A 24,856-nucleotide genomic window follows, 5' to 3' on the forward strand; every position below is an offset into this window, starting at 1 on the left:
CACGAGGACTGGGGCACCACGCCGGCCGCCATCGACTGCTGCCTGGGCGTGGCCGAGAAGATGGACGTGCAGGTGGCGATCCATACGGACACCCTCAACGAGTCCGGCTTCGTCGAGGACACCATCGCCGCCTTCAAAGACCGCTGTATCCACACCTACCACACCGAGGGCGCCGGCGGCGGCCATGCGCCGGACATCATCAAAGCGGCGGGGCTCGCCAACGTGCTGCCGTCGTCCACCAACCCCACGCGGCCCTACACGGTGAACACCGTCGATGAGCATCTGGACATGCTCATGGTCTGCCATCACCTGTCGCCGTCCATCCCGGAGGACGTCGCCTTTGCGGAATCGCGCATCCGCAAGGAGACCATCGCCGCCGAGGATATCCTGCACGACTACGGCGCCTTCAGCATGATCGCCTCCGACAGCCAGGCCATGGGCCGGGTGGGCGAGGTCATCACCCGCACCTGGCAGACGGCGCACAAGATGAAGGTCCAGTTCGGCAGCCTGTCATCGCCGGATGGGCTCAGCGACCCCGCCGAGCACGACAACGCCCGCGCCAAGCGCTTTGTGGCCAAGTACACCATCAATCCCGCCATCACCCATGGCATCGCCCATGAGGTGGGCAGCGTCGCGGTGGGCAAGCTCGCGGATCTGGTGCTGTGGCGCCCGGCCTTTTTCGGCACCAAGCCGAGTCTCGTCATCAAGGGCGGGCTCATCGCCACCGCCGCCATGGGCGATCCGAACGCCTCCATCCCGACGCCGCAGCCGGTGCACTACCGGCCCATGTTCGCGTCGGTGGGGCGTGCGGTGGGCGGGACCAGCATGACCTTCGTCTCCGGTTGGGCCATGCAGGATGCGGTGGCGCAGAAGCTGAACCTGAAGCGGCTCATCGGCGTCGCCCGCGACGTGCGTCAGGTCACCAAGGCGGACATGGTCCACAATGCCTGGCTGCCCCACCTGGAGGTGGACCCGCAGACCTACCAGGTCCGTGCCGACGGGCAGCTCCTCACCTGCGAGCCGGCGGATGTGCTGCCCATGGCGCAGCGGTATTTTTTGTTTTGAGGAATTGATCCACACCGGGTACCACCATGTCTGAGCTTGGCCTGCCGATGCTGACGCGGCGCCTGCCCGCCGGCACCGAGGTGAGCACCACGGCGCACCTGACCCTGGAGCAACGCGGGCGCTCGCGCCAGCGTATCCGACTGGACGACGGCCGTGAGGCGGGCGTCCTGTTGCCCCGGGGGGAGGTGCTGCGCGACGGCGATGTGCTGGGCGCCGAGGATGGGCGGGCCGTGCGTATCGTCGCCGCAGCCGAGCCACTGTCCTGTGCCGAGAGCGATGATCCGCTGCTGCTGGCGCGGGCCTGCTACCATCTTGGCAATCGTCATGTGTCGCTGCAGATCGCGCCGGGGCGGCTGTGCTGGCTCCATGATCATGTGCTGGACGACCTGGTGCGTGGTCTTGGCTTACGGGTCAGCCGGATGCAGGCCGCCTTCGCGCCCGAGCCCGGCGCCTATGGCGGCGGCCATGGGCACGGGCACGGACACGGGCACGACTGATCGGGTCATGACGGATACGGCGTCACGGGTGCCGCCCGCACTGCTGCGGCTGATGCAACTGGTGAGCCCATCGCTGCCGGTGGGCGCCTTCACCTACTCCCAAGGGCTGGAATGGGCGGTGGAGGCGGGATGGATCGGCGATGCCGACGACACCGAGCGCTGGCTCAGCGATGAGCTCTGGGCGACACTGGCCCATCTGGACCTGCCCGTAGCCGCACGCATGATGGCGTCGGTGGCGGCCGGCGACCGCGACGCCCTGGCGCACTGGGTCGATCTGCTGCTCGCCGGCCGCGAGAGCGCCGAACTGCGCGCCGAAGAGCGCCAGCGCGGGCGGGCCATGGCTGATCTGCTGCGTGTCTGGGACCTGCCGGGCAACACCGAGTGGCGGTTGCTGTTGGCCCAGAGCCAGACGGCGGGCTTCGCCTTCGCGGCCGAGCGCTGGCATATCCCGGTGGCGGACGCTTTGGGCGGGCTCGCCTTCGCCTGGGCCGAAAACCTGGTGCTCGCCGCCGTCAAGGCGGTGCCGTTGGGGCAGAGCGATGGGCAGCGGGCACTGGCGCGGATCGCCGCGCAGGTGCCGGGTGCCGTTGCACTGGCGCTGGCCTTGGCCGATGACGACATCGGCGCCGCCAGCCCGGCGCTGGCCATCGCCAGTGCCCGCCACGAGCGCCAGTACACGCGGCTGTTTCGCTCTTGATGCAACTTCCGGATACGACTGGTCTACCGTCGAGCACGCCTATCATGACTGTCAATAATCCCCTGCGCGTCGGCGTCGGCGGCCCCGTCGGCTCCGGCAAGACGGCACTGCTGGATGCCCTGTGCAAACGCCTGCGCGGCGAGTACGAGATCGCCGTGGTCACCAACGACATCTATACCCGCGAGGACGCGGAGTTCCTGATCCACTCCAAGGCGCTGGACGCCGCGCGCATCGTTGGGGTGGAGACCGGCGGCTGTCCGCACACGGCGATCCGCGAGGATGCCTCCATGAATCTCGCCGCCGTCGAGGACCTGCAGGCACGCTTTCCGGCGCTCGACATCATCTTCATCGAGAGCGGTGGCGATAACCTGGCGGCCACCTTCAGCCCGGAGCTCGCCGATCTCACTATCTACGTCATCGACGTGTCTGAGGGAGAGAAGATCCCGCGCAAGGGCGGGCCTGGCATTACCCGCTCGAATCTGCTGGTCATCAACAAGATCGATCTGGCGCCCTACGTGGGTGCGTCGCTGGACGTCATGGCGCGGGATGCCGCGCGCATGCGCGGCGAGCGTCCGTTCGTGCTCACCAACCTGCGCACCGGCGAGGGCCTGGATGCGGTGGTGGACATGGTCCGCCGCGAGGGACTGCTGTCGGCGGCGGCTGGCTGAGCCGATCATGACCAAGGTCAGCACGTACCGCCAGACCTGGGCGCGGCGGCTTGCGCTCGCGCCACTCGTGGTGCCGATCAAGGCCTACCAGTACATCATCTCGCCGCTGATCGGCCCGCGCTGTCGTTTCCTGCCCACCTGCTCCGATTATGCGTTGGAGGCGCTGGCCCGGCACGGTGCCGTGCGCGGTGGCTGGCTCACGCTGCGGCGTCTCTGCCGTTGCCATCCCTGGGGCGACTCGGGCTTCGATCCGGTACCGCCTGTGTGTGGCGAAGCGCGGTGCGGGCAGCCCGCCGAGGATACCGAAGCACCCGGCGACGCCACGCGTCCTGGCCCGCCTCGACGGTAATCCCGGACCACCAAGGCCCACCGCCCACGACCACTGACAACGGGTGACGACGCCATGAGCGAGACCCACACCACCGAGGCCCAAGCACCGGCCCGGTCGCCGGTCCTGCCGCGTGCACAACACGACCCGGCCATGGAAGCCGCCATCCGTATCGGGCTCCTCGGTGCCCTGTTGCTGCTGTGTTATCGCATTATGGAGCCCTTCCTGGTGCCCATCGCCTGGGGCATTATCCTGGCGGTGGCGACCTGGCCGGGCTACCGGCGCTTACTGGACCTGCTGGGTGGACGGCCTGCGCTCGCGTCGGTGGCGTTCGTGCTCATCGCGCTGTTGGTGCTGCTGGTACCGGTGGCGATGCTGAGCGGCACCGTGGCCCATGGGGCGGAGTGGCTCGCGCAGGGATTCCAGAGTGGTGATCTGCAGCTGCCGGCGCCGCCCGATCTCAGCGGCGTGCCCCTCATCGGCCCGGATCTCGAGTCCCTCTGGCGCGACGCCTCGACCAACATCGAGGGCACCCTGCGCTCGCTCGAGCCGCAGCTGAAGGCGATGGGCGGCTGGCTGCTACATCTTGCCACCAGTGCCGGCATGGGCCTGTTGCACTTCGTGCTGGCGATTTTCATCGCCGGCGTCCTGCTCGCGAAGAGCGATACCGGCCGTCGCGCGGCCGATGCCATCGGCTGGCGCCTGGCGGGCAGACGCGGTCTGCGCTTCGTGCGCCTGGCGGAGGACGTGGTGCGCAGTGTCTCCCGCGGCATTCTCGGTGTGGCGTTGATCCAGGCGGTGCTGGCGGGGCTCGGCATGCTGGCCGCGGGCGTGCCCATGGCGGGGCTCTGGGCGCTGGTGGCGCTGCTGTTGGCGGTGGTGCAGATTGGCGCCTTTCCGGTGTTGCTGCCGGTCATCATCTATCTGTTCTATACCGCTGACCTCAGTACGGCGGTGCTGTTCGCCCTGTGGTCGCTGTTCGTCGGCTCCATCGACAATGTGCTCAAGCCCGTGCTGTTGGGCCGTGGCGCCGCGGTGCCCATGCCGGTGATCTTCATCGGCGCCATCGGCGGTTTCATCGCCGCCGGCATCATCGGCCTGTTCGTGGGTGCCGTGATCCTGGCCCTGGGCTATGAGCTGTTCCTGGCCTGGCTGGCGGCGGTGGCGCCGCCCGGCGTCGAACCGGGCGGCGCGGCTGTGGCATCCGCGCAGAAGCCGATGACCGGCGACGCGGCCATCGGCGACTGAGCCGCCTTCCGGGCCGTGCCTGTTGGCTTGGCTGGTGGCGTCAATGATGCGATTTCAGCAAGAGCCGCAGAATCTTGAAGTTGATGATCCAGAACCGAAAGAACTGCCAGACAATGCTGGTGCGCAGCCAACGGACGAGCTTGGTGGGCACCGGCGGATAGTAGGCCTGCTGATAGGGCTCTTTGTTTTTGGGCCTTGGTGTCAGGGTGTCGGTGGACATGGCGCAACCTCTGCATGCATGACAGGATTAGGTGGATCCGATGCGCCCGCAGCCGGGCCGACCGCTGTGCGGTGCCGCCGGGGCCACGGGTGCTCGCCCGGGTGTAAGGCGCGTCCCAGTCCGCTCAGTCCGGGAGCACAGACCAGCCCGGGCGCAGCTTGGCCTGATACATGAAGACGTGGTGCAGGATGTACTTCATCCAGTGGCCGGCGAGACCGATCTCGCCGAAGGTCAGGTGCATGTCACGGCCGTACTCCGGGTAGGTCTCATAGTCCGGCACCACGGGGAACACCGTCATGGTGGCCGCCGTGCCCTTGAGCACATGGAAGCCCGTGGAGGCGACACAGGCGGCGCCCATCTCCGCCATGGAGGCCGAGTGGCTCAGCTCGGTGGCGCCCTGCAGCAAATCGCGGATGTTTTCCGCCACGGCCTTGCCGATGGCCGCCGAGGGCATGCCCGTGCGCGGCGGCGTCGGACTGATGGGCGTGCCGCTGGGGCTCTTCATGGGCTTGCTGATGGGGTGGGGCGGTGCGAAGGCGATACCGATGGCGAAGATGTTCTTGTACTTGGGCGTCTGGTAGGTGCGCGGCCAATCGGCCTTGCTCCACTCCTCGTAGGGCTTCGGCGTGTAGTCGCCGTCCACCTTCATGAAGCCGTTGGGGGCGAAGAGCTCGGCGGTGATGTCGGTTCCGCCGGCGTCGAAGGCCTTGAGCGGTTGGCCGGCGAAGGGCGGAATCAGCATTGCGAAGTCGAACGCCAGCGTGTGCTCACTGCCGTCGAGCAGCTCGTACGTGAGCTCGCCGGGCTGCACCTGTTTGACGGCGGCACGCACGATCCACTCGATGCCACGCTCCACCATGAGCGACTCGGCGAACACCTTGCCGTTGGTGATGTAGCCACCGCGCTTGATATGCACGCCACCCATGCCGAAGTCGCCGAGCTCGTACTCGTTGCTGATCCACACCAGCCGGCCCTTGTCGCGCACACCGGCCTGGCGCAGCATGTGGTCGACGTTGTAGATGTACTCGAAGGCGGCGCCCTGACAGGTGCACATGCCGTGCCCCGTGCCGACCACGAAGGTCTTCTGCTGGCCCTGTCGCATGGCTGCGATGGCCGCCTGCAGCTGCTCGTTGGCGTGCAGCGCATGCTGCGGTGTGCATACGGAGGTGGTATAGCCGCCGTCCGGCCCCAGGCCCGGGGTGGCGCCGAAGTTGAGCTTGGGCCCCGTGGCGTTGACGAGATAGTCGTAAGACAGCGTCGTGGTCTCACCGGCGCGGTCCGGGTCCGTATACTCGATGGTGACGTGCGGCTCCCGTATGGCGCCGCCGCCATCGGGGTGTATGGATAACGCCCGGGCCTGGTGGAACTTGACGTTGATCTTACGGTAGATCGGTGCGAGCGCGAAGGTGACCTGCTTTTCGGTCATCTCGCCGACACCCACCCAGATGTTCGATGGGATCCAGTTCCACTTGGCGTTCGGCGACACCACGCTGACCTCGTGCTCGTTACCGATCCACTTGCCGAGATAGCGGGCGGTTGTGTGTCCGGAAATGCCGGCACCCAAAATCAGAATACGTGCCATGGGGTGACCTCCTCTGATGATCGCCCGCCTACGCTACTCCCCTTGGCGTGCGCCGGACAAAGACACAGATCAATGGCGATGGAGCTTGAACGATTGGCTGGATTCAGGCTTTCGCGGCCGTGACCCTGTCAGCCGTGCGGCGGCCTCGCCGCGGGACTGACCGGGCGCCGAGACGTCCCCGGCCAACTGCGGCCACGATCGCCACTACCCGCTGCGCCGCGCCCAGACCGCATGCAGCGGATCGGATAGGGTGAGCCTGCGCGCGTAGCGGTCGTCCGCGGGCCTCGGCAAACCGCGCAGGCTCCAGGTGTTGAGGGCCCGAAAGCAGTCCGTGGCGCGGAAATACTCCAGCACCAGCCCGGGACGCTCGAATGCGTGCAGTTCCTGCCAGAGGCGGATGGCCTTGGTGGGGAACCAGCGATTGGAGAAGGTCATCACCGCGATGCCGCCCGGGCGGAGCACCCGGCCCAGCTCACGGAACACCGCGAAGGGGTTGGTGAGGTATTCCACCGACACGGTGCAAACGACGGCGTCGAAGGTTGCGTCCGCGCAAGGTAGGCGTGGCTCGGTGTTGAGGTCGTGGAGCATCCGCTGCGTGAGCGCCGGATTCCGTGCCAGCTCCTCCGCGTTCATGCCGACGCCGGCGACCTGTGCCGGCGCCAGCGCGGCGGGCAGGTGGGAATGCCAGCTGGCCATCAGATCCAGGATGCGGCTGCGGCGGGGGATGAGGCGGCCGTACAGTGCCCGGATCTCGGCGATGGCGGCGCTGTCCAGGTGGTCCACCAGCCGTGGGCGGGCGTAAAACCCCGGGTCGTCGTCATCCGCGCGCAGGAATGGCTCATCGGCGAAGAAATCCGTCGGCTGGTCCCGCCAGCGGCCCTGCATGCCGGGTCCGTTGGCGGTGAGCAGCGCGCGAAGGTCCTTGGGCGAGTCCTCCCCGGCGACGACCGGGCCCGTCGTCGGCGCGGAGATGCTGCCGGTACAAACCTCCAGGGGCTTGCCGGCCAGCGGGTGGTTGAAGTCGATCCTGAGGCTGTGGGTGTCGACATCGACGACGCGCAGGGGTGCGCCGCCGCCGGGCTGGTCCCGGGCGGTCACCAGGAGGCTTCCGGGGTAGAAGCGTCCCCGCCGCGGCTGTATCGGCCCCCCGCCGAGATCGCGCCCATCGAATGTGCTCGGTTGTACGGTCACGAGGCCTTGGGGATCCCAGTCCGCCAGTAGCTCGCCGGGCGCGAAGCGGTGGGTCGTGACAGCGCCTGCGGGCGTGTCCGTCACCGCTTGCGCCAGTGGCTCCGGCAGTACGGCCTGCGCCAGTTGCGCCCGGGGCAGGACGAGGCTGTCGCAGTGCTGCACGCCATCGCTGCGCCAATGCAGATCCAGGCGTAAATCGAGCGGTGGGGTCGCGATGTCGGGAACGCTTGCGCGCGGGGCTCGGCGACCTGTGTCGGCCGCGGGCGCCCCGCTGCTCGCCGGGGACTGGCTCGTCATGACAGTGGCCGTCGCAGCTTCATCGGTATGCCAGTGGTGGCGGTGCCCGGCTCGGTCGACGCGGCTCAGGTGCTGGCTGCCGGTGCACGCTCACCGTGTTGCCGGCCCAGCAATGCACGCACCAATGCCACCACCTGCAGCAGCAGGAACAGCGTGAACGGCAGGGCGCCGATGATGGCCACGGCCTTGTTCACATCGACATCGTTGCGCAGCAGGAGTCCGGCGGTGAGCGCCGTCAGTAACAGGCCCCAGCCGAGCTTGCTGGTCAGGTCCGGCTGGGTGCGGCCGCTCGACAGCATACCGAGCACAAAACAGGCCGAGTCCGCGCTGGTGACCATGAATATGAACAGGAGTGCGCACACCAGCCATGCCAGCAAGTTGCCCGATGGCAGGGCATCCAGCCACAGGAATAGGGGGCGTGTGTAATGCTCGGCCAGGGATGCGTGCAGCAGCTCGCCCTCCGCCGCATCGTAGGCCAGGGCACCGCCGCCGAGCACGGCGAACCACAGCATGGAGACCAGCGTCGGCACCAGGATCGCGCCCAGCAGGAAAGTACGCAGCGTTCGCCCCCGGCTGATACGGGCGATGAAGAGCCCAACGAAGGGTGTCCAGGCGATCCACCAGACCAGGTAGGTGATGGTCCAGTCGCCGGCCCAGTCGTCCGTGGCGGGCGCATCGGCGGCGTGCATACGGATGGGCGCCAGCGACCAGTCCGGCATGGCGGCGAGCCAGGTGCCCAACGCCTCGACGCCGAGCGCAGCCACCGCAGCGGGGTTGCCGAGTACCAGCAATGCCAGCATCAGCGCCAGCGCGGTGGCCAGATTCAGATTACTGAGCCAGCGGATGCCGCCGCCGATACCCGTGGCCGCCGAGCCCGTGAAGGCCGCCGCCAGGAGCGCCAGCAAGGCCAGCTGCAGGCCCATGCTGGACGCCGTCCAGCCGATGGCAGAGTCGATGCCCGCCTGCAGCAGGATGATGCTGTTGGCCAGCGCCCCGGCGACGCCGAAGATCACGGCGGCGACGCCCACCAGATCCGCCGCGCGCCCGAGGGCGTGACACAGCGGCCCGGGGAGCCAGCCGCGCCAGCCGGCGGCGATGCTGGCGGATGGCGTCTCCGGGAGGCCGCGACGGGTATGAAACCAGGCGATGGCCAACGCCGCCAGCGCGTAGATGGCCCAGGCATGCAGGCCCCAGTGGAACCAGGTGATGGCCATGGCCGTCGCCTCGGCACCCGTCGTGCTCACGGCGCCGGCGGCCAGGGTTTGGCTGTGCGTCAGGGGCTCGGCGACGCCCCAGAAGACCAGGCCCGAGCCCATGCCCGCCGCGAAGAGCATGGCGAGCCAGGACAGCAGACTAAACTCTGGTGTCGCCTCCGGTGGGCCCAGGCGAAGTCGCCCCGCCGGGCTCACGACGATCAGCGAGCCGAGCACGAGCAGGGCGGTGGCGAACAGCAGCACCAGCCAGCCGGCGGTATCCACGATCGCGCCGGTGATGGCGCCGATGGCGCTGGTGGCGGCCGCCGGCCAGCCCAGGATCCACAAGGTGAGCAGGGCGACCACCGCCAGCGCCGCTCGGGTCCCGCGACGTCGGTCAGCGACAAGCTGTGGCTGGCTCGGGGGCGGTGTGTGCATCAGGGGCAGGCGGTGGCGAGTGGCGGGGGCAGATGCCCGAACCGGGCGCCCCGGGTAGGACCGGCGCCGGTACGCGTTATCAGCCGAGACAGCGCGGCTCGCCGCACAGCGATCGGCGGGACAGGATCTGGGTCAAGGCAATAATATAAGCTTATGCTAATGTACCGATTGAGATGCCGCCGGCCGATGGGCCGGGGCGAACGGTTGCTGTCGTCGCAGGAGGTGGTCATGTTTCCTTCGCTGGTCGCCAGTGGTTTGACGTTGGTGCTCGCCGCGGCCAGCCAGGTGGCGGCCGAAGGTGGCGCAACGGTCGCCGTCGCGCAGTCATCGGTGCCCTTGGTGGCCCAGACCCCCGACGCCACCGCCGCTCCGGACCCCGCCCGGTTACCAGGTGGCGGCTTGTTCCGCCTGGACCAAGGCACCGGTGGTGGCGACGGCGGGTGACGCCATGCGCCATTGCCCGGCGGCCCGGGGCAGTTGCATGGTGATGCAGTGCAGGCTGCCGCCTTGGCGGATGAGCGCCCGGCAATCGATGATCTCCACGCGACGCCCGGGAAAGCAGGTGGCGAGCCGCTCGGCGGCGACGGCATCGGCGGCATCGCCGTAGCCCGGCAGTAGCACCGCGCCATTGATGATCAGGAAATTGGCGTAGCTGGCGGCCAGCACACGCGCGTGCGCATCCGTGAGCGGCGCCGGTGCCGGTAGCGGCACCAGTTGGTAGGGACGGCCGTCGTCACCGCGCAGCGCGGCCAGTTCCGAGCGGAGCCCGGCGAGGGCGGCCCGCTCCGTCGCAGAGGCGCTCGGGTGGGCGGTGACATGGCAAATGACGGCGGGCGCACAAAAGCGTGCCAGGGTATCGATGTGACCGTCGGTGTCGTCGCCGTCGAGCTGCCCCTGTTCCAGCCACAGACAGCGGCGGATGCCGAGCGTCCTCGCGAGCTCCGCCTCGACCGTCGCCTGCTGCCAGCCCGGATTGCGTGCGGGGTCCAGCAGCGTACGGCGGACCGCCAGGAGCGTGCCCGCGCCGTTGGTATCCACGGCACCGCCCTCCAGCACGAGCCGGCTCGTGATCAGCGGCGCCGTCCCGAGCCAGCCGCCGGCGTGCAGGTGCCCTGTGATGCGGTCATCGAGGTCGGCCGCGAACTTGGCGCCCCAGCCGTTGAAACGGAAATCCACCGGCCGCGCCCCGCCGGCGCTGTCCAGGACCGTGAGTGGGCCGTGATCCCGTGTCCAGGTGTCGTTGCTGGGTGCGATGGCGAGCGCCGCCGCATCGGGGGCGATGCCGTGTGCGACGAGGCGCGCGCGCACGTGCCGGCGGTGATCGGTGTCGTGGCAGACGACCAGCAGGCGCTGGCGGGCCGTGATGGCGGCGGCGATCTGCAGGTAAACCGCCTCGACCGCGTCGATCTGCGCCGCCCAGTCCGTGGCCGGATGCGGCCAGGTCAGCAACACCGCGTACTGCGGCTCCCACTCCGCCGGCAGGCGTGCCATGGTGCAGGGGTGGGACTCAGACAGACGGCACGACGCGATGGCGCGGGTCAGGCGCGGGTCAGGCGGTTACCGAGCCCCGGGCCTTGCGCTCCTTGGCCGCCGTGCGCGCCGCCAGCGCGACGAACACATAGGCCCAGCCGTTGAAGATCAGCTCGATGGCGATGAAGAGGCCGATGACCCAGAGTCCGGACTGTGGCCATTCAAGCAGGATCATCACACCCAAAAGCACCGAGACGACGCCGGATAGCAGCGGCCACCACCAGCCCTTCGACGGGCGCACCTGAAAGGCCATGACGGCCCGCAGGATGCCGACGGCGATGAGGGCGTAGGCGATGATCAGCGTGAGCGACAATGCGGCGAGCTCGGTTTGCAGCAGCATCAGCAGGCCGGTACCCACGTAGAGCAGGGCGATGAGGACATGCCAGGCGATGCTCTTCCAGCCGCGGCACTTGATCGCATCCAGCAGCTGGAACACGCCGCCGACCACCAGGAGCACACCGAAGAACACCACCGAGAACTCGGTCAGCAAAAAGGTCATGCCAAGCCCGAGTGTGCCCAGCACGATGGAGACCAGACCGAACAGCAACAGCCAGCCCCAGTTCCTTTCGAGCTCGCCGAAGACGGGCGGTGGTGGTGGTAGCAGCGTGCTGGAGTCGGTGCTCATGTTGCTCTCCTGGTCAGTGGGCATGCGGGGGTGGGACGCCGGTTGCCGGTCGCCGGGTCAGGGCGGAGCGCCGTGCTCAGCCCCCGCCGGCGGCCACGGCTTGCTCGGCCTGGAGCTTGGCGTGGATGAAAACATTGTGCGGCACATAGAGTAGCTCGGAGAGCTTGCGGACTAAATACTCTTCGTAGCAGCCCAGACGCTCGTCGGCATAGGCGACCTGCCATAAGGCAGACACCAGGCGCGCCTTGTCCTCGGGCCCGTAATGCTCGTTGATCAGCGAGGTGAACTGGAAATAGTCAGTCGATGCGCTGCGCTCGGCCTCGGCGCAGCCCAGCAAGGCTTCGGCTTGGGAGTAGGTCATGCCGAAGCACTCGCGCACCAGGGACATGACCGTTTCACGCTCGATGGCCTGGGGCTCCTCCGACATATGCGTCATCTCGAGCAGCAGCGCTGCGGCCGCACGGCGCACGGCCTGCTCTGCGGCCTCGGGGGCGCGCTCGCTGGGACGAGACAGGTGGGTATTGAAAAAAGTACGAATGCTGTTGAGCATGGTGATTTGTGTCCTGTTCGCGCCTCGGTATCTCGGCGTTGCGAGGGGCCTCGGCGGGCCCGGAGTCGACTTAGATGGGGGCGGCGGCGTCAGCTTTCCGTAGCCGCCGCGGGTGCACGCCCGGGGCGCAACGCCTGACCGCAGGCGCGGCAACGATAGCGGGCACCGCGCAGGATGCGGTTGTGGCGAATGCTCGTGAGTGCATGCTCGCCGCACTGGCAGTGATACGGATGACGCCGCAGGCGTCTCGTCGTCAGCCCGGCGACATCGAAATCGTGGCAGCGTCGGGGATCGGCGCCGAGTGCGCGCATGAGCTGCTGCCACTGCGGGCCGTGCGGGCGGATGTGGCAGCCGAAGCGCAGATAAGCCAGGTAATGGGCAACTTCGTGCGGCACCGTCTGGGCCAGGAACTGCGCCTCTTCGCGTGCCAGCAACGCGCAGTTGTAGCGAATACTGGCCTCGCCGCCGTCCACCCGGAATTGGCCCGCCGAGCGGCCGCGCAGATCAAAAGTGATCCGTGGGCGCGGGACGGGTCGCGCGATGAGCGTGCTGCCGGCGGCCAGCAGCGCCGTGGTCTGCGCCAGGGCGCGCTCCCGCGCGGCTTCGCCAGCGTCGGCCTGCGTGCCGACCGCAGCGGGTGTTGCCCGCCCGGCGTCGGGGCTGGCATCGGGGGTTGGCACGCACGAGATCGTCATGGCACGGATTACACGGGAATCCATGCGCTCTGTCCAGACGGCGCGCTCAGGATGCCGGCGTGGTCGCGTCGATCGAGCCGGCCCGCATGCCTGGCGGGTCGAGCGGCGGATGTGCTGAAGTTGGCGTGCACCTTGCGGAAAGTGCGGAGTCGGGGTACTATTCCGCGGCTTGGGCACCAGACCCCCAGGTCGCGTCCGAGCAGCGCCACAGGCATTGCCGACGGTCGGCCAAAGGTGCGGTGATGCTGGTCTGCGCCGCTCGCGGAGGCTGACACCGCCTGCTCGACAGGTTCGGGCACAAACGATTGGGCCGCCGGCCCATTTTTTGTTTCTGGTGAAACGCAAAACGCCGTGCGTGGTCAATGGCCGGCGGTCACGCCAGCGGCGACCGGCACGTCGCGGCGGCGCATGCCATCGATCCATGGGGCCCGGCAGCCGCTCACACGGACACCTGCACGGCAGGCTAAGAGGTATTTCCCGACGGCGTCGGGCACAGCATGAAAGGCGTTCAATCTCAGCTCCGCGATCTCGTCTGCTCCGTGGTGGAGCCCATGGGCTACGAATGCGTCGGCGTCGAGCACGAGGCCGCCGCCGCAGTGCTTCGGGTCTATATCGACCATGCCGACGGCATCGGGCTCGATGATTGCGAGTCGGTGAGCCACCAGCTGAGCGGCGCCCTCGACGTCGCTGATCCCATCGCCGGTCACTACGATCTGGAAGTGTCCTCGCCGGGTCTCGACCGACCGCTGTTCGCGCTCGAGCACTTCCAGCGCTTCACCGGCGCGCGGGTCCGCGTGCGGCTGGCCGAGAAGCTCGATGGACGCCGTCGATTCGATGGGCGCATCGCCGGCGTCGACGGCGAAACGGTGTGGCTCGACGCGGAGGGCGGGCGCCTTGCGCTGCCCTTCGCGCAGATTGAGTCGGCGCGGCTCGTGCCCGAATTCTGATTACCGGTTTACACTATGAGTAAAGACATTTTGCTGGTGGTGGAGGCAGTCTCCAACGAAAAGGACGTGCCCAAGGAGATCATCTTCGAAGCCATGGAGGCCGCTTTGGCCTCAGCCACCCGCAAGAAGCACGGCGGCGACATCGAAGCGCGCGTCGCCATCGACCGCGAGAGCGGCGACTACGAAACCTTCCGGCGCTGGGAAATCGTCCCCGACACCGACGGCGAGCCGCTCGAGGCGCCTGAGCGCCAGATCACACTGTCCGCCGCGAAGGAGCTCGAGCCCGCGCTGGACCTCGGTGATTACATCGAAGAGCCCGTGGAATCCGTCCTGTTCGGGCGCATCGCTGCGCAAACCGCCAAGCAGGTCATCGTGCAGAAGGTGCGCGAGGCCGAGCGCGCCAAGGTGGTGGAGATGTTCCAGCACCGCCAGGGCGAGCTGGTGACGGGCATCGTCAAGAAGGCCGAGCGCGGCACCATCGTCCTGGATCTGGGTGGCAACGCCGAGGCGCTGGTACCACGGGACCAAATGATCCCGCGCGAGAACGTGCGGCCCAACGATCGGCTGCGCGGTCTGCTCTACGAGGTACGCTCCGAGCTGAAGGGCCCCCAGCTTTTCGTCAGCCGAACGGCGCCGCAGCTGCTGATCGAACTGTTCAAGCTGGAGGTGCCGGAGGTGGGCGAGGGCACCATCGAGATCCTCGCCGCAGCACGCGATCCCGGGTTGCGCGCCAAGATCGCCGTGCGCACCAAGGATGCGCGCATCGATCCCGTCGGCGCCTGCGTCGGTATGCGGGGCTCGCGCGTGCAGGCGGTCTCCAACGAGCTCAACGGCGAGCGCGTGGACATCATCCAGTGGGATGAGAATCCGGCGCAATTCGTCATCAACGCCATGTCGCCGGCGGATGTGGTCTCCATCGTGATCGACGAAGATGCCCGCAGCATGGATGTGGCGGTGAAGGAGGACAATCTCTCCCAGGCCATCGGGCGCGGCGGCCAAAACGTGCGCCTGGCGAGCCAGCTCACGGGCTGGGAGCTCAACGTCATGAGCGAGGAGGACGCCGCCGCCAAGGGCGAGGAGGAGGCCCGGCGCATCGCCTCGCTGTTCATGGACCAGCTGCAAGTCGACGAGAACGTCGCCTTCGTGCTCGTCGAGGAGGGCTTCACGAGCATCGAAGAAGTGGCGTATGTGCCCACGGCGGAACTGCAGTCAATCGCCGAGTTCGATGACGAGATCATCGCCATCCTGCGCCAGCGTGCCAAGGACGTGCTGCTCACGCGCGCCATCACCGGCACCGACGACGACGAAGGCCAGCCGGCGACGGATTTGCTCAGCATGACGGGTATGGATGACGAACTGGCCTACGCCCTGGCGCGGCGCGGCATCGCCTCGATGGAGGAGCTTGCCGAACAGTCTGTGGACGAGCTGATGGAGATCGAAGGCATGGACGAAGAACGGGCCGCCCAACTCATCATGACCGCGCGCGAGCCCTGGTTCGCCGAGTCGGAACAGGCCTAGCTTGCGGAGGTGTCTATGAGCAGCGATGTAACGGTCAAACAACTTGCCACCACGGTGAACATCCCGGTGGAGCGCCTGCTCGCCCAGCTGAATGAGGCCGGGATTCAGGCCGACGCCGCCGAGGCCACCATCACGGAGCAGGAGAAGCTCCAGCTCCTGAACTATCTGCGCCGCAGTCACGCGAAAAAAGAAGCGCCCGAAGAGCCGGCGAAGCGTCAGGCGACGGTGCACCGACGCGAGTCTCCGGATGCGCGCGCTCGCGGTGCGCAGACGCGCCCATCGCGACCGACGCTGAGCAGCCGCGGCGGTGGCGCCCAGCGCACGCAAAAGACGGTCTCGGTGGAGGTCCGGCGCAAGCGCACGCAGCTGCGACGCGACGAGCCCAAGGCACCCGAGCCCCAGACGGCGCCGGCGCCCGCCGAGGCGGCGCCGAAGCCGGCGCCGGTGCCACAACCACCGCCACCACCCCAGCGCAAGCCGCAGCGCGGTGTCTCCGACGAGCAGCGACGCCGCACCCAGCTGGAAGCCCGCCGGGCCGAAGAAGACGCCCGCCGCCTGGCCGAGCAGGAGGAACAGGAACGCCTGCGCGCCGAAGAAGAGACACGCCGCCGCGCCGAGGAAGAGGCGCGCAAGCGCCGTGAGGCGGAGGTGCGGGCGCAGAGGCAAGAGCCGCAGCAGGCAACCATCGCTGCGGCTGCGCCGCCGAGTGAAGCACCCGGTGAAGCGCCCGGTGCCCCAGCCGCAGAGACAGCGCCTGCGCCTGCCGAGGGTGTCGGACAAGCACCGGCGGGCGCGGAAGCGGAGACGCACGAGCGCCATCGCAAGCACGTCAAAAAGCACGAAGAGCGCCCGGAGCGCGATAAGGAAAAGCCGGCGAAAAAGGTCGGCAAGAAGGATGCCGGCAAGGTCCGTCGCAGCACCGGCGGCCGGGTGGACGACGACGACGATGCCGCGGCGCTCGGTGTCATCACCCGGCCCTCCGTGCGCCGGCGCAAGAAGTCCGGCAAGCCCCAGCTGGCCGAGAGGCACCAGTTCAAGAAGCCCACGGCGCCGGTGGTGCGCGAGGTGGAAGTGCCGGAGTCCATCTCCGTCGCCGATCTCGCCCAGCGCATGTCCGTGAAGGCCGCGGATCTGGTGAAGATGCTGTTCAAGCAGGGGATGATGGTCACCATCAACCAGATGCTCGACCGCGACACGGCGATGCTGCTGGTGGAGGAGATGGGCCACCGGGCCGTGGAGGCGCAGGACAAGAGCGCCGAGGACAGCCTGATGGAACTGCTCGGCGAGGAAACCGAGCAGGCCGAGAGCCTGCCGCGGCCGCCGGTGGTGACCATCATGGGTCACGTGGACCACGGCAAGACCTCGCTGCTGGATTATATCCGCCGCACCCGGGTCACCGCCGGCGAGGCGGGTGGCATCACCCAGCACATCGGCGCCTACCATGTGGAGACGGACAAGGGGATCATCTCGTTCCTCGACACGCCCGGCCACGCAGCCTTCTCGGCCATGCGCGCCCGGGGCGCCAAGGTGACCGACATCGTCATCCTGGTGGTCGCCGCCGACGACGGCGTGATGCCGCAGACGATCGAGGCGATCCAGCACGCCAAAGTGTCGGGGGTGCCCATGGTGGTCGCCATCAACAAGATGGACAAGCCTGAGGCCAATCCAGATCGCGTGCTGCAGGAGCTGACCCAGCACGAGGTGGTCGCCGAGGATTGGGGGGGCGATACCATCACCGTCAAGGTGTCCGCCAAGACCGGCGACGGCATCGATGACCTGCTCGACGCCGTGCTGCTGCAGGCGGAGGTGTTGGAGCTCAAAGCCCCCAAGGACAGCCCGGCACACGGCACCATCGTCGAGTCCAGTGTGGAGAAAGGCCGCGGTCCGGTGGCCACGGTGCTGGTGCAGTCCGGCACGCTGCATCAGGGCGATACCATCGTCAGCGGCTCCGAGTATGGCCGCGTGCGCGCCATGTTCAACGAGAACGGTGATCCGGTGCAGCAGGCGGGGCCTTCGATACCGGTGCAGGTGCTGGGGCTGTCGGCGGCACCCAATGCCGGTGATGATGTCATCGCCGTGGCGGACGAGCGCAAGGCCCGCGAGGTGGCAGAGCTGCGCGCCGAGCGCGACCGCCAGTCGCGCATCGATCAGCAGGGCGCAGCCAACCTCGATCAGCTCTTCTCGCAGCTCAAGGAGAGCGCGGTCAAGTCGGTCAACATCATCCTCAAGGCGGATGTGCAGGGGAGCGTGGAGGCCTTGCGTGAGGCGCTGGTGAAGCTCTCCAACGACGAGGTGAAGGTGTCGGTGGTCGCCTCAGGTGTCGGCGGTATCACCGAGTCCGACGCCAACCTGGCGGTGACCTCCAACGCCATTCTGCTGGGCTTCAATGTCCGCGCCGATGCGGCCGCGCGTCGGGTGGTGGAAAGCCACGGCCTCGACCTGCGCTACTACTCGATCATCTACGAGCTGATCGACGATGTGAAGCAGGCCATCGTCGGCATGCTGAGCCCCATCGTCACGGAAGAGATCATTGGTCTCGCCGAGGTTCGGGACGTCTTCCGCTCCTCCAAGTTCGGCGCCATCGCCGGCTGCATGGTGGTGGACGGCGTCATCAAGCGGAACAATCCGATCCGCGTGCTGCGCAACAATGTCGTCGTCTACGAGGGTGCGCTGGAGTCGCTGCGCCGATACAAGGACGATGTCGCCGAGGTGAAGGCCGGCACCGAGTGCGGTATCGGTGTGAAGAACTACAACGACGTGCAGCCCGGTGACCAGATCGAGGTGTTCGAGCGCACCGAGCGGGCCCGCGAACTGTGAGCGAGGGCGCGCGGGCCGAGCGGGTCGGGGCCGAGCTGCTGCGCGAGCTCTCGACCCTGCTGCGTACCGAGGTGCGGGACCCGCGCATCGGCCCGGTCACCCTGCAGGAAGTACGGGTGAGCCGGGATCTGGCCCACGCCAAGATCTACTTCACTTGTTTCCCACTGGATGAATGCGACGAGACACAGACGCAGGTCCTCAACGGCACGCTGGCGGGCTTCCTGCGCCGCGCGTTGGCGCGGCGGGTACGCCTGCGCGCCGTGCCCGAGCTGCGCTTCATTCACGACACCTCCGTACGCGATGGTGAGCGCCTGAGTACGCTCATCGACAGCGTTGTGCCGCCGCCGGCGTCGGGCAACGGCGATTCCTGAAGCCCGACGACCCAAGGCATTCCACAGGCTCACGAACACAGTGCCGACCCGCCCTGCGCGCGTCGGGCGGATGTCCATTATGGCGAGAAGACGCAAACAAGGCCGCCCCGTCGACGGCATCCTGCTGCTGGACAAGCCGAGCGGCCTGTCGTCGAACCAGGCGCTGCAACAGGTCAAGCGTCTGTACAAGGCGGCCAAGGCCGGCCACACGGGCAGTCTGGATCCCCTGGCGACGGGCCTGTTACCCCTGTGCCTGGGGCAGACCACCAAGTTCTCGTCCTTTTTGCTGGATGCGGATAAGCGCTATCGGGTGGGCGTCACCCTGGGGATCACCACCGACAGCGCCGATGCCGACGGCGAAGTGCTGCGGACCCGGCCCGTCGATGGCGTCGACGCCGATGCCGTGCGGGCCGTGCTGCCGCGCTTCACCGGGAGCATCGAGCAGTTGCCGCCCATGTACTCCGCGGTCAAGCACCAGGGGCAGCGGCTCTACAAGCTCGCCCGCGAGGGCAAGGAAGTGGAGCGTCAGCCGCGCACGGTGCAAATCTTCACGCTGGCGCTGACGGCGTTCACGCCGCCGACGCTCGAGCTGCTCGTGCATTGCTCCAAGGGCACCTATGTGCGCACCCTTGCAGAGGAGATCGGCGAGGCGCTGGGTTGTGGGGCCCATGTGTCGGCGCTGCGGCGCACCGGCGTTGGACCCTATGTGGAGGGCGAGACCCGGTTCGTGACCATGGCCGATGTGGAGGCCGCCGCCGAGCAAGGGCTGGCGGCGATGGATGCGTTGCTGCTGCCCCTCGACAGCGTCCTCGGCCATTGTCCGGCGGTGCGGCTGTCGGCGGACGCCGCGTTCTACCTGCGCCAGGGACAGCCGGTGCTGGTGCCGCAGGCGCCCACCGAGGGGATGGTGCGCCTGTACGCCGGCGGTGATGCATTCATCGGGGTGGGCGTCATCCTCGACGACGGCCGCGTCCAGCCGAAGCGATTGATCTGACCGGCGATCCCGCTGCCGTGGTCGACGCTCGCCGGTGGCCTGCCACGCGACTGTCACAATCGGTTCAACTGGATCGGAAAGGCCGTTAACATACGCTCGCTTTACAAGTTCCCGGACGGCGAATGCCGGCCGGGAATCCCGGCGCCGCGATGGTGCGCCCTGGAGTCATTGCCGGGGGACACACGCGCTGCGCCGTCAACCAGGTGCCGCAGCCGGCGCCGCTCACCAGGAGCTCAGCAATGACAGTGACCACAGAGGACAAGCGCCGCATCGTCGAGGAGCACGGCAGCGGCCCCAGCGACACCGGCAGCACCGAGGTGCAGGTCGCACTGCTCACCGCGCGCATCAAGGATCTCACCGAGCACTTCAGTCAGCATAAGAAAGACCATCATTCCCGCCGCGGCCTGGTGCGGATGGTCAACTCCCGGCGCAAGCTGCTTGACTATCTCAAGCGCAAGGATCTCGATCGCTACCGGGCGCTGATTCAGAAGCTCGGACTACGCCGGTAACCGCGCATCCTTATCCGGCGGCGTCCATCGGGCGCCGCGGATGCGGCGGCCGGCGCCACCGGCTGCGACCGACGAATCGGTCCGCCGCAGCACAGCAGCCTCGCCGCCAGCAGACGCCGACCGCACCCCGTCAGGACATCCTGAGGACCCATCCAGAGGACCCAACCCAGTGACCCCCATCCGCAAGACCTTCCAGTACGGCGACCAGACGGTCACACTCGAGACCGGCGAAATCGCCCGCCAGGCGGACGGCGCCGTGCTGATCAACGTCGACGACACAGTGGTGCTCTGTACCGTGGTGGTAGATAAACGCGCCACGGAGCTGAAGGACTTCCTGCCGCTCACCGTCGACTATCAAGAGAAAACCTATGCCGCCGGTCGTATCCCCGGCGGCTTTTTTCGTCGTGAGGGCCGGCCCAGCGAGGCCGAGATTCTCACCTCGCGCCTCATCGACCGGCCGATCCGGCCGCTGTTCGCCGCTGGCTTCGGCCGCGAGATCCAGGTCATCGCCACGGTGAAGTCCCTGAATCCGGCGGTGAACCCCGAGGTCCCGGCGATGATCGGCGTCTCGGCGGCGCTGGCCATCTCCGGGGCGCCCTTCAACGGACCCATCGCCGCCGCCCGCGTCGGTTACAAAAACGGCCAGTACATCCTGAACCCGGCGGTGACGGGCCTCGGTCCCGACAGCGATCTGGATCTGGTGGTGGCCGGCACCGACAACGCCGTGCTCATGGTGGAGTCCGAGGCCCGCGGCCTGTCCGAAGACGTCATGCTCGGCGCCGTGCTCTTCGGTCATGAGCAGATGCAGGTGGCCATCCAGGCCATCAACGAGCTCGCCGCCGAGGTCAACAAGCCGCCGCTGCCGTTCGAGCCGCCGGCGGCGGATCCGGCGCTGGAAGATGCCGTCAGCGCCTACACGGACCGCCTCGCCGAGGCCTACACCATCAAGGACAAGATGGCGCGCTATGCCGCGCTGGATGCCGTGCGCGGCGAGGCCTTCGAGCAGCTCGCAGGCGATGGCGAGGGCCAGTGGCCCCAGCCCAAGGTGTACGGCGCCATCGAAAAGCTGGAAAAGCAGATCGTCCGCGGCGCCATCCTCCAGGGCAAGCCGCGCATCGACGGCCGCGACACCAGGACCGTGCGGCCCATCCACATTCGCACCGGTGTGCTGCCGCGCACCCACGGCTCGGCGCTGTTCACCCGCGGCGAGACCCAGGCCCTGGTGGTCACCACCCTCGGCACCGAGCGCGATAGCCAGATCATCGATGCCCTCGAGGGCGAGCGCCGCGAGCCCTTCATGCTGCACTACAACTTCCCGCCCTTCTGCGTCGGCGAGCTCGGCCGGGTGGGCAGCCCCAAGCGGCGCGAGATCGGCCATGGGCGGCTCGCCAAGCGCGGCATCCTCGCCGCCATGCCGGCGCCGGACGCCTTTCCCTATTCGGTGCGTGTGGTCTCGGAGATCACCGAGTCCAACGGCTCCAGCTCCATGGCCTCCGTGTGCGGCACCAGCCTGTCGCTGATGGACGCCGGCGTGCCCGTCAAGGCGCCGGTGGCGGGTGTCGCCATGGGTCTCATCAAAGAGGGCGATGCATTCGCCGTGCTGACGGACATCATGGGCGATGAGGATCACCTCGGCGACATGGACTTCAAGGTCGCCGGCCCCGCCGACGGCATCAATGCCCTGCAGATGGACATCAAGATCGAGGGTATCACCAGGGAGATCATGGAGACCGCGCTGGAGCAGGCGAAGGCCGGGCGGCTGCACATCCTCGGTGAGATGAACAAGGTCATCGCCGAGCACCGCGCCGAGATGTCCGACTACGCGCCGCGCATCATCGAGTTCAAGATCCACCCGGAGAAAATCCGCGACGTCATCGGCAAGGGCGGCGCCACCATTCGCGCCATCACCGAGGAGACCGGCGCCACGGTGGACATCAACGACGACGGCGTGGTGAAGATCTTCTCCGTGCAGCGCAGCGCCGGCGAGGAGGCCAAGAAGCGTATCCGGCTCATCACCGCGGATGTGGAGGTGGGCAAGATCTATGAGGGCAAGGTGGTGCGCCTGATGGACTTTGGTGCCTTCGTCACCATTCTGCCCGGGCGCGACGGCTTGGTGCACATCAGCCAGATCAGCGAGGAGCGGGTGCAGAAGGTCTCCGACAAGCTGAAGGAAGGTGATGTGGTCCGCGTCAAAGTGCTGGAAGTGGACAAGCAGGGCCGCATTCGCCTCAGCATGAAGGCCGTCGCCGAGGACGAGGTCCAGGCCCCGGAGTAGGGCGTCCGACGCCCCCAAACCGCGCAAGGACGCGCAGAGCCTCCCACGCGATCTCGCCACCGGGTCCGCACGTCGGCATGAGCACGATGTTCGTTGTCCTGGCGGCGCTCTGTTGGGGCCTGTCCGGCGGCATCGGCGGGATGCTCATGGCCGACGGCTGGGATCCGTACGTGGTCTCTTTCTACCGCGGCGCCATCGGGCTGTTGTTCGTGCTCGTCTGGCTGGCGCTCATGCCCCGCGGCAGCGGACTCGCAAGCCGCCGATTATGGCTCTGGTCGGCACTGGCCGGTGTTGGCGTCGCCGGCAATTTCGCCTTCTATTTCCTGAGCATCGCAGAGGGTAGCGTGGCGGTTGCGGCGACGCTGATGTACTGCGCGCCGGTGTTCGTCTACCTGGTGTCCTTCGCCCTCAAGCTCGAGCGACCCACCGCACTCAAATGGGCCGCAATCGCCGTGGTCATGGTCGGTGTGGTGCTGCTCACGCGCATTTATGAGACGGGTGCTGGCGGTGTCACGCCGATGGGTGTCGGCGCCGGGCTGCTGTCGGGCCTGTCGTACGCGGTCTTCATTTTCGGCTTCAAGTATGCGACATCCCATGGCAGCCCCCAGGCGATTCTCGCCATCGCCTTCGCGGTGCTCATGGCCATCCTCATCTGGCCGGGTGATACCCAGCAGGCCGTTGCGGTGCTGAGCACGCCGAGCTGGCCGTTGTTCGCCGTGCTGGGTGTGCTCGGCGCAGGCCTGTCCTTCATGCTCTACATCGTCGGCCTGGCCCATACTGCCCCGGCCGCAGCCTCCATCATCGCAATGGTCGAGCCGGTCACCGCCTCCCTGTTCGGCGTCGTGGTCTTGCACGAGAGTCTGGCCGGTCTACAGATGCTGGGGATGGGATTGATCCTGCTCACGGTCACCGCGCTGAGCATCAGCGCGAGCGGTCGCTGGACATGAGCACGGCGCAGCACCGACGAGAACGCGCAAGGACACCCATGCCGCTGGACGGATTGCCGGATTGGGCGCACACTGATGGATTAGATCTGCGAGCCGACGCGCTTGACTACCGCCACAGCCGGTTCCCTCCCGCCCGCCCAACCACCGCAAGAGCCCCCGCCCGGCCCACCCGAGCCCCCTGGCTCACCTGAACAGATCGCCGCCACCCTGGCCGAGCAGGGCTGGTGCGTGAGCGATGCCTTCGTGCCGCCACTGCTCGTCAGCCAGCTCCGACACGAAGCGCGGCAGGGTTGGGAAGCGGGCGAGTTTCGCCGCGCCGGCGTTGGCCGCGGCGCAGATCGTGAATTACGATCCGAGGTCCGTACCGATCGCATCCTCTGGCTGGAGGTCGGGGCGCTCTCAGGTGCCCAGCGGGCCCTTTGGGAGCGCCTGGAGGGGGTGCGCCTTGCGGTCAACCGGCGCCTGTTCCTGGGGTTGTATGAGCTGGAGGCCCACTTCGCGGTCTATCCGGCGGGTGCTTACTATCGCAAGCATCTGGATCAATTCCGCGGCATGGGCCGGCGCCGGCTGAGCTGCGTGCTTTACCTGAATCACGGCTGGCAGCCGGCGGATGGTGGTGCGCTTCGCATCTACACGGACGCCGCGGACACCGCCGCGTTCGTCGAGGTCCTGCCCCTTCACGGGCGCCTGGTGACGTTCTTGTCTGCGCGCTTCCTGCATGAAGTGCTGCCGGCGCGGCGCGAGCGTTTCAGCATCACGGGCTGGTTCCGTACCCGCTGAGACGCGGCCCGGCGGCAGGTGACTGTGGCCCGTGATGCCGACGACGACACCCGCGATCCACGGGCGCTCGGCTCAGAGCTTGGACTGCACGTCCTTCGGCAGCGCCTTCACGAGCAGACCCGTGACGACGGAGAAGGTGGCGGTGACAGCGGCGATCTTGGCCAGTTCCTGTGCCGGTGGCATGGTGAGCTTGAATTCGCCTTTGGCCTTGGCCTGACCCATGTTGTAGTGAATCAGGGCCTCGGTCATGAACACGCCGAAGGTGATGCCGGTGACGATCAGGTTACCCACGGGGCAATCGACTCCTGGTTGCGGGGTGATGCTCGAAAAGATAGCACAGGGACTGAAGCGCGCCGCCCGGCGCCTGCGCGCAATCTAAGGATGACTCGTGGCGCCGGTGGCGGAGGGGTGATGGGCGTGCCCGGCCGCCGCGTCCCGCTCCATGCGCATGCCGACGGCGAGGTCGACGATGTAGAGCAGCATGGTCAGCGCCGGCGCCAGCAGCTGGCCCCTGAGCAGTTGGTGGATGGACAGCGTCGCCATGATCAGGAAGACGACGATGCGCATGTCGTTGATCGTGACATGAAAAAGATGGCGCTCTGCGTGCTTCGGGTGGCGTTGGTGGTCGTCCAGCGGTGCCAGACCGCTGCGACTCAGCGCGGCCGGAAGGGCTGCGTCGTGTACGGGGTCGAACCAGATCAGTACGCTGGCGGTGGCGGGATTGATGGTGACCTCATCGATGATCGGCTGTGTGCGCAGCGATTCGTACAACGACAGGAAAAAGGGCAGATCGTGACGGCGCTGCGGCAGGCGCAGGCGCATGCGCCCGGTGCTGCGGTGGCTGATGCGGGCGGTTTCGGCGGTCACGGTGCTT

At 67.7% G+C, this 24,856-nt stretch carries 25 protein-coding genes; 15 read left to right on the plus strand and 10 right to left on the minus strand.

Features of this window, described 5'->3' with window-relative positions; genetic code table 11:
* The 6 genes from QZ588_RS06170 to QZ588_RS06195 form a co-directional block, all read left to right on the plus strand.
* A partial coding sequence (locus tag QZ588_RS06170) for an urease subunit alpha (protein ID WP_295540917.1) occupies positions 1-1,065 on the plus strand: 1,065 nt, incomplete at its 5' end.
* Between the two features lie 47 nt (positions 1,066-1,112).
* Entirely contained in the window at positions 1,113-1,562 is a 450-nt protein-coding gene (gene ureE, locus QZ588_RS06175) for an urease accessory protein UreE (protein WP_295541032.1), read from the plus strand.
* Positions 1,563-1,569: 7 nt separating this feature from the next.
* Positions 1,570-2,259, plus strand: coding sequence for an urease accessory UreF family protein (locus QZ588_RS06180; protein ID WP_295540918.1), 690 nt, complete (start codon positions 1,570-1,572; stop codon positions 2,257-2,259).
* A 44-nt stretch (positions 2,260-2,303) separates the two neighbouring features.
* Positions 2,304-2,927 (plus strand): urease accessory protein UreG, encoded by a 624-nt coding sequence (ureG, locus tag QZ588_RS06185; protein ID WP_295540919.1) that lies wholly within the window; start codon positions 2,304-2,306, stop codon positions 2,925-2,927.
* A 7-nt stretch (positions 2,928-2,934) separates the two neighbouring features.
* Positions 2,935-3,276, plus strand: a complete 342-nt coding sequence (yidD, locus tag QZ588_RS06190) for a membrane protein insertion efficiency factor YidD (RefSeq protein WP_295540920.1) — start codon at positions 2,935-2,937, stop codon at positions 3,274-3,276.
* A gap of 54 nt (positions 3,277-3,330) precedes the next feature.
* Entirely contained in the window at positions 3,331-4,503 is a 1,173-nt protein-coding gene (locus QZ588_RS06195; RefSeq protein WP_295540922.1) for an AI-2E family transporter, read from the plus strand.
* A gap of 40 nt (positions 4,504-4,543) precedes the next feature.
* On the opposite strand, the gene QZ588_RS06200 is transcribed toward QZ588_RS06195, so the two are convergent.
* From QZ588_RS06200 to QZ588_RS06235, 8 genes are all read right to left on the minus strand, one after another.
* Positions 4,544-4,723 carry a hypothetical protein gene (locus tag QZ588_RS06200; RefSeq protein ID WP_295540924.1) on the minus strand — a complete coding sequence of 60 codons (180 nt, stop codon included), beginning with the start codon at positions 4,721-4,723 and terminating at the stop codon, positions 4,544-4,546.
* A gap of 124 nt (positions 4,724-4,847) precedes the next feature.
* The gene (locus QZ588_RS06205; protein WP_295540926.1) at positions 4,848-6,305 is read right to left on the minus strand and encodes an FAD-dependent oxidoreductase; all 1,458 of its coding nucleotides are present in this window, start codon (positions 6,303-6,305) and stop codon (positions 4,848-4,850) included.
* Between the two features lie 204 nt (positions 6,306-6,509).
* The gene (locus QZ588_RS06210) at positions 6,510-7,658 is read right to left on the minus strand and encodes a methyltransferase domain-containing protein (RefSeq protein ID WP_295540928.1); all 1,149 of its coding nucleotides are present in this window, start codon (positions 7,656-7,658) and stop codon (positions 6,510-6,512) included.
* A gap of 200 nt (positions 7,659-7,858) precedes the next feature.
* Positions 7,859-9,352, minus strand: coding sequence for a BCCT family transporter (locus QZ588_RS06215; RefSeq protein ID WP_295540930.1), 1,494 nt, complete (start codon positions 9,350-9,352; stop codon positions 7,859-7,861).
* A gap of 456 nt (positions 9,353-9,808) precedes the next feature.
* On the minus strand, positions 9,809-10,915 hold the full coding sequence (locus tag QZ588_RS06220) for an agmatine/peptidylarginine deiminase (RefSeq protein WP_295540932.1): 1,107 nt from the start codon (positions 10,913-10,915) through the stop codon (positions 9,809-9,811).
* A 58-nt stretch (positions 10,916-10,973) separates the two neighbouring features.
* A complete protein-coding gene (locus QZ588_RS06225) occupies positions 10,974-11,579 on the minus strand; it encodes an HdeD family acid-resistance protein (protein WP_295540934.1) in 606 nt (201 codons plus the stop codon).
* 76 nt (positions 11,580-11,655) lie between these two features.
* Positions 11,656-12,129, minus strand: a complete 474-nt coding sequence (locus QZ588_RS06230) for a TerB family tellurite resistance protein (RefSeq protein ID WP_295540936.1) — start codon at positions 12,127-12,129, stop codon at positions 11,656-11,658.
* Positions 12,130-12,218: 89 nt separating this feature from the next.
* Positions 12,219-12,809, minus strand: a complete 591-nt coding sequence (locus QZ588_RS06235; protein ID WP_295540938.1) for a SprT-like domain-containing protein — start codon at positions 12,807-12,809, stop codon at positions 12,219-12,221.
* A 512-nt stretch (positions 12,810-13,321) separates the two neighbouring features.
* Between QZ588_RS06235 and rimP the strand changes: the two genes are divergently transcribed.
* From rimP to QZ588_RS06280, 9 genes are all read left to right on the plus strand, one after another.
* Positions 13,322-13,771 (plus strand): ribosome maturation factor RimP, encoded by a 450-nt coding sequence (rimP, locus tag QZ588_RS06240; protein WP_295540940.1) that lies wholly within the window; start codon positions 13,322-13,324, stop codon positions 13,769-13,771.
* Between the two features lie 15 nt (positions 13,772-13,786).
* Positions 13,787-15,289 (plus strand): transcription termination factor NusA, encoded by a 1,503-nt coding sequence (gene nusA, locus QZ588_RS06245; RefSeq protein ID WP_295540942.1) that lies wholly within the window; start codon positions 13,787-13,789, stop codon positions 15,287-15,289.
* 15 nt (positions 15,290-15,304) lie between these two features.
* A complete protein-coding gene (gene infB / locus QZ588_RS06250) occupies positions 15,305-18,106 on the plus strand; it encodes a translation initiation factor IF-2 (RefSeq protein ID WP_295540944.1) in 2,802 nt (933 codons plus the stop codon).
* A complete protein-coding gene (gene rbfA / locus QZ588_RS06255) occupies positions 18,103-18,477 on the plus strand; it encodes a 30S ribosome-binding factor RbfA (RefSeq protein WP_295540946.1) in 375 nt (124 codons plus the stop codon). The genes infB and rbfA overlap by 4 nt, the downstream gene beginning before the upstream one ends.
* 79 nt (positions 18,478-18,556) lie before the next feature.
* A complete protein-coding gene (truB, locus tag QZ588_RS06260) occupies positions 18,557-19,471 on the plus strand; it encodes a tRNA pseudouridine(55) synthase TruB (RefSeq protein WP_295540948.1) in 915 nt (304 codons plus the stop codon).
* Positions 19,472-19,710: 239 nt separating this feature from the next.
* Positions 19,711-19,980: a 30S ribosomal protein S15 gene (rpsO, locus tag QZ588_RS06265; RefSeq protein WP_295540949.1), complete on the plus strand. Its 270-nt coding sequence runs from the start codon at positions 19,711-19,713 to the stop codon at positions 19,978-19,980.
* A 169-nt stretch (positions 19,981-20,149) separates the two neighbouring features.
* Positions 20,150-22,255: a polyribonucleotide nucleotidyltransferase gene (gene pnp, locus QZ588_RS06270; RefSeq protein ID WP_295540951.1), complete on the plus strand. Its 2,106-nt coding sequence runs from the start codon at positions 20,150-20,152 to the stop codon at positions 22,253-22,255.
* Positions 22,256-22,341: 86 nt separating this feature from the next.
* Positions 22,342-23,202: a DMT family transporter gene (locus QZ588_RS06275; RefSeq protein WP_295541034.1), complete on the plus strand. Its 861-nt coding sequence runs from the start codon at positions 22,342-22,344 to the stop codon at positions 23,200-23,202.
* 228 nt (positions 23,203-23,430) lie between these two features.
* Positions 23,431-23,982, plus strand: coding sequence for a 2OG-Fe(II) oxygenase (locus QZ588_RS06280; protein WP_295540953.1), 552 nt, complete (start codon positions 23,431-23,433; stop codon positions 23,980-23,982).
* A gap of 72 nt (positions 23,983-24,054) precedes the next feature.
* On the opposite strand, the gene QZ588_RS06285 is transcribed toward QZ588_RS06280, so the two are convergent.
* Both QZ588_RS06285 and QZ588_RS06290 read right to left on the minus strand, forming a co-directional pair.
* On the minus strand, positions 24,055-24,273 hold the full coding sequence (locus QZ588_RS06285; RefSeq protein WP_295540955.1) for a hypothetical protein: 219 nt from the start codon (positions 24,271-24,273) through the stop codon (positions 24,055-24,057).
* Between the two features lie 84 nt (positions 24,274-24,357).
* The gene (locus QZ588_RS06290; protein ID WP_295540957.1) at positions 24,358-24,849 is read right to left on the minus strand and encodes a hypothetical protein; all 492 of its coding nucleotides are present in this window, start codon (positions 24,847-24,849) and stop codon (positions 24,358-24,360) included.
* Positions 24,850-24,856: the final 7 nt, after the last annotated feature.

Source organism: uncultured Thiohalocapsa sp. (genome assembly GCF_913062725.1).
In the GTDB taxonomy this organism is placed as follows: Bacteria; Pseudomonadota; Gammaproteobacteria; order Chromatiales; family Chromatiaceae; genus Thiohalocapsa.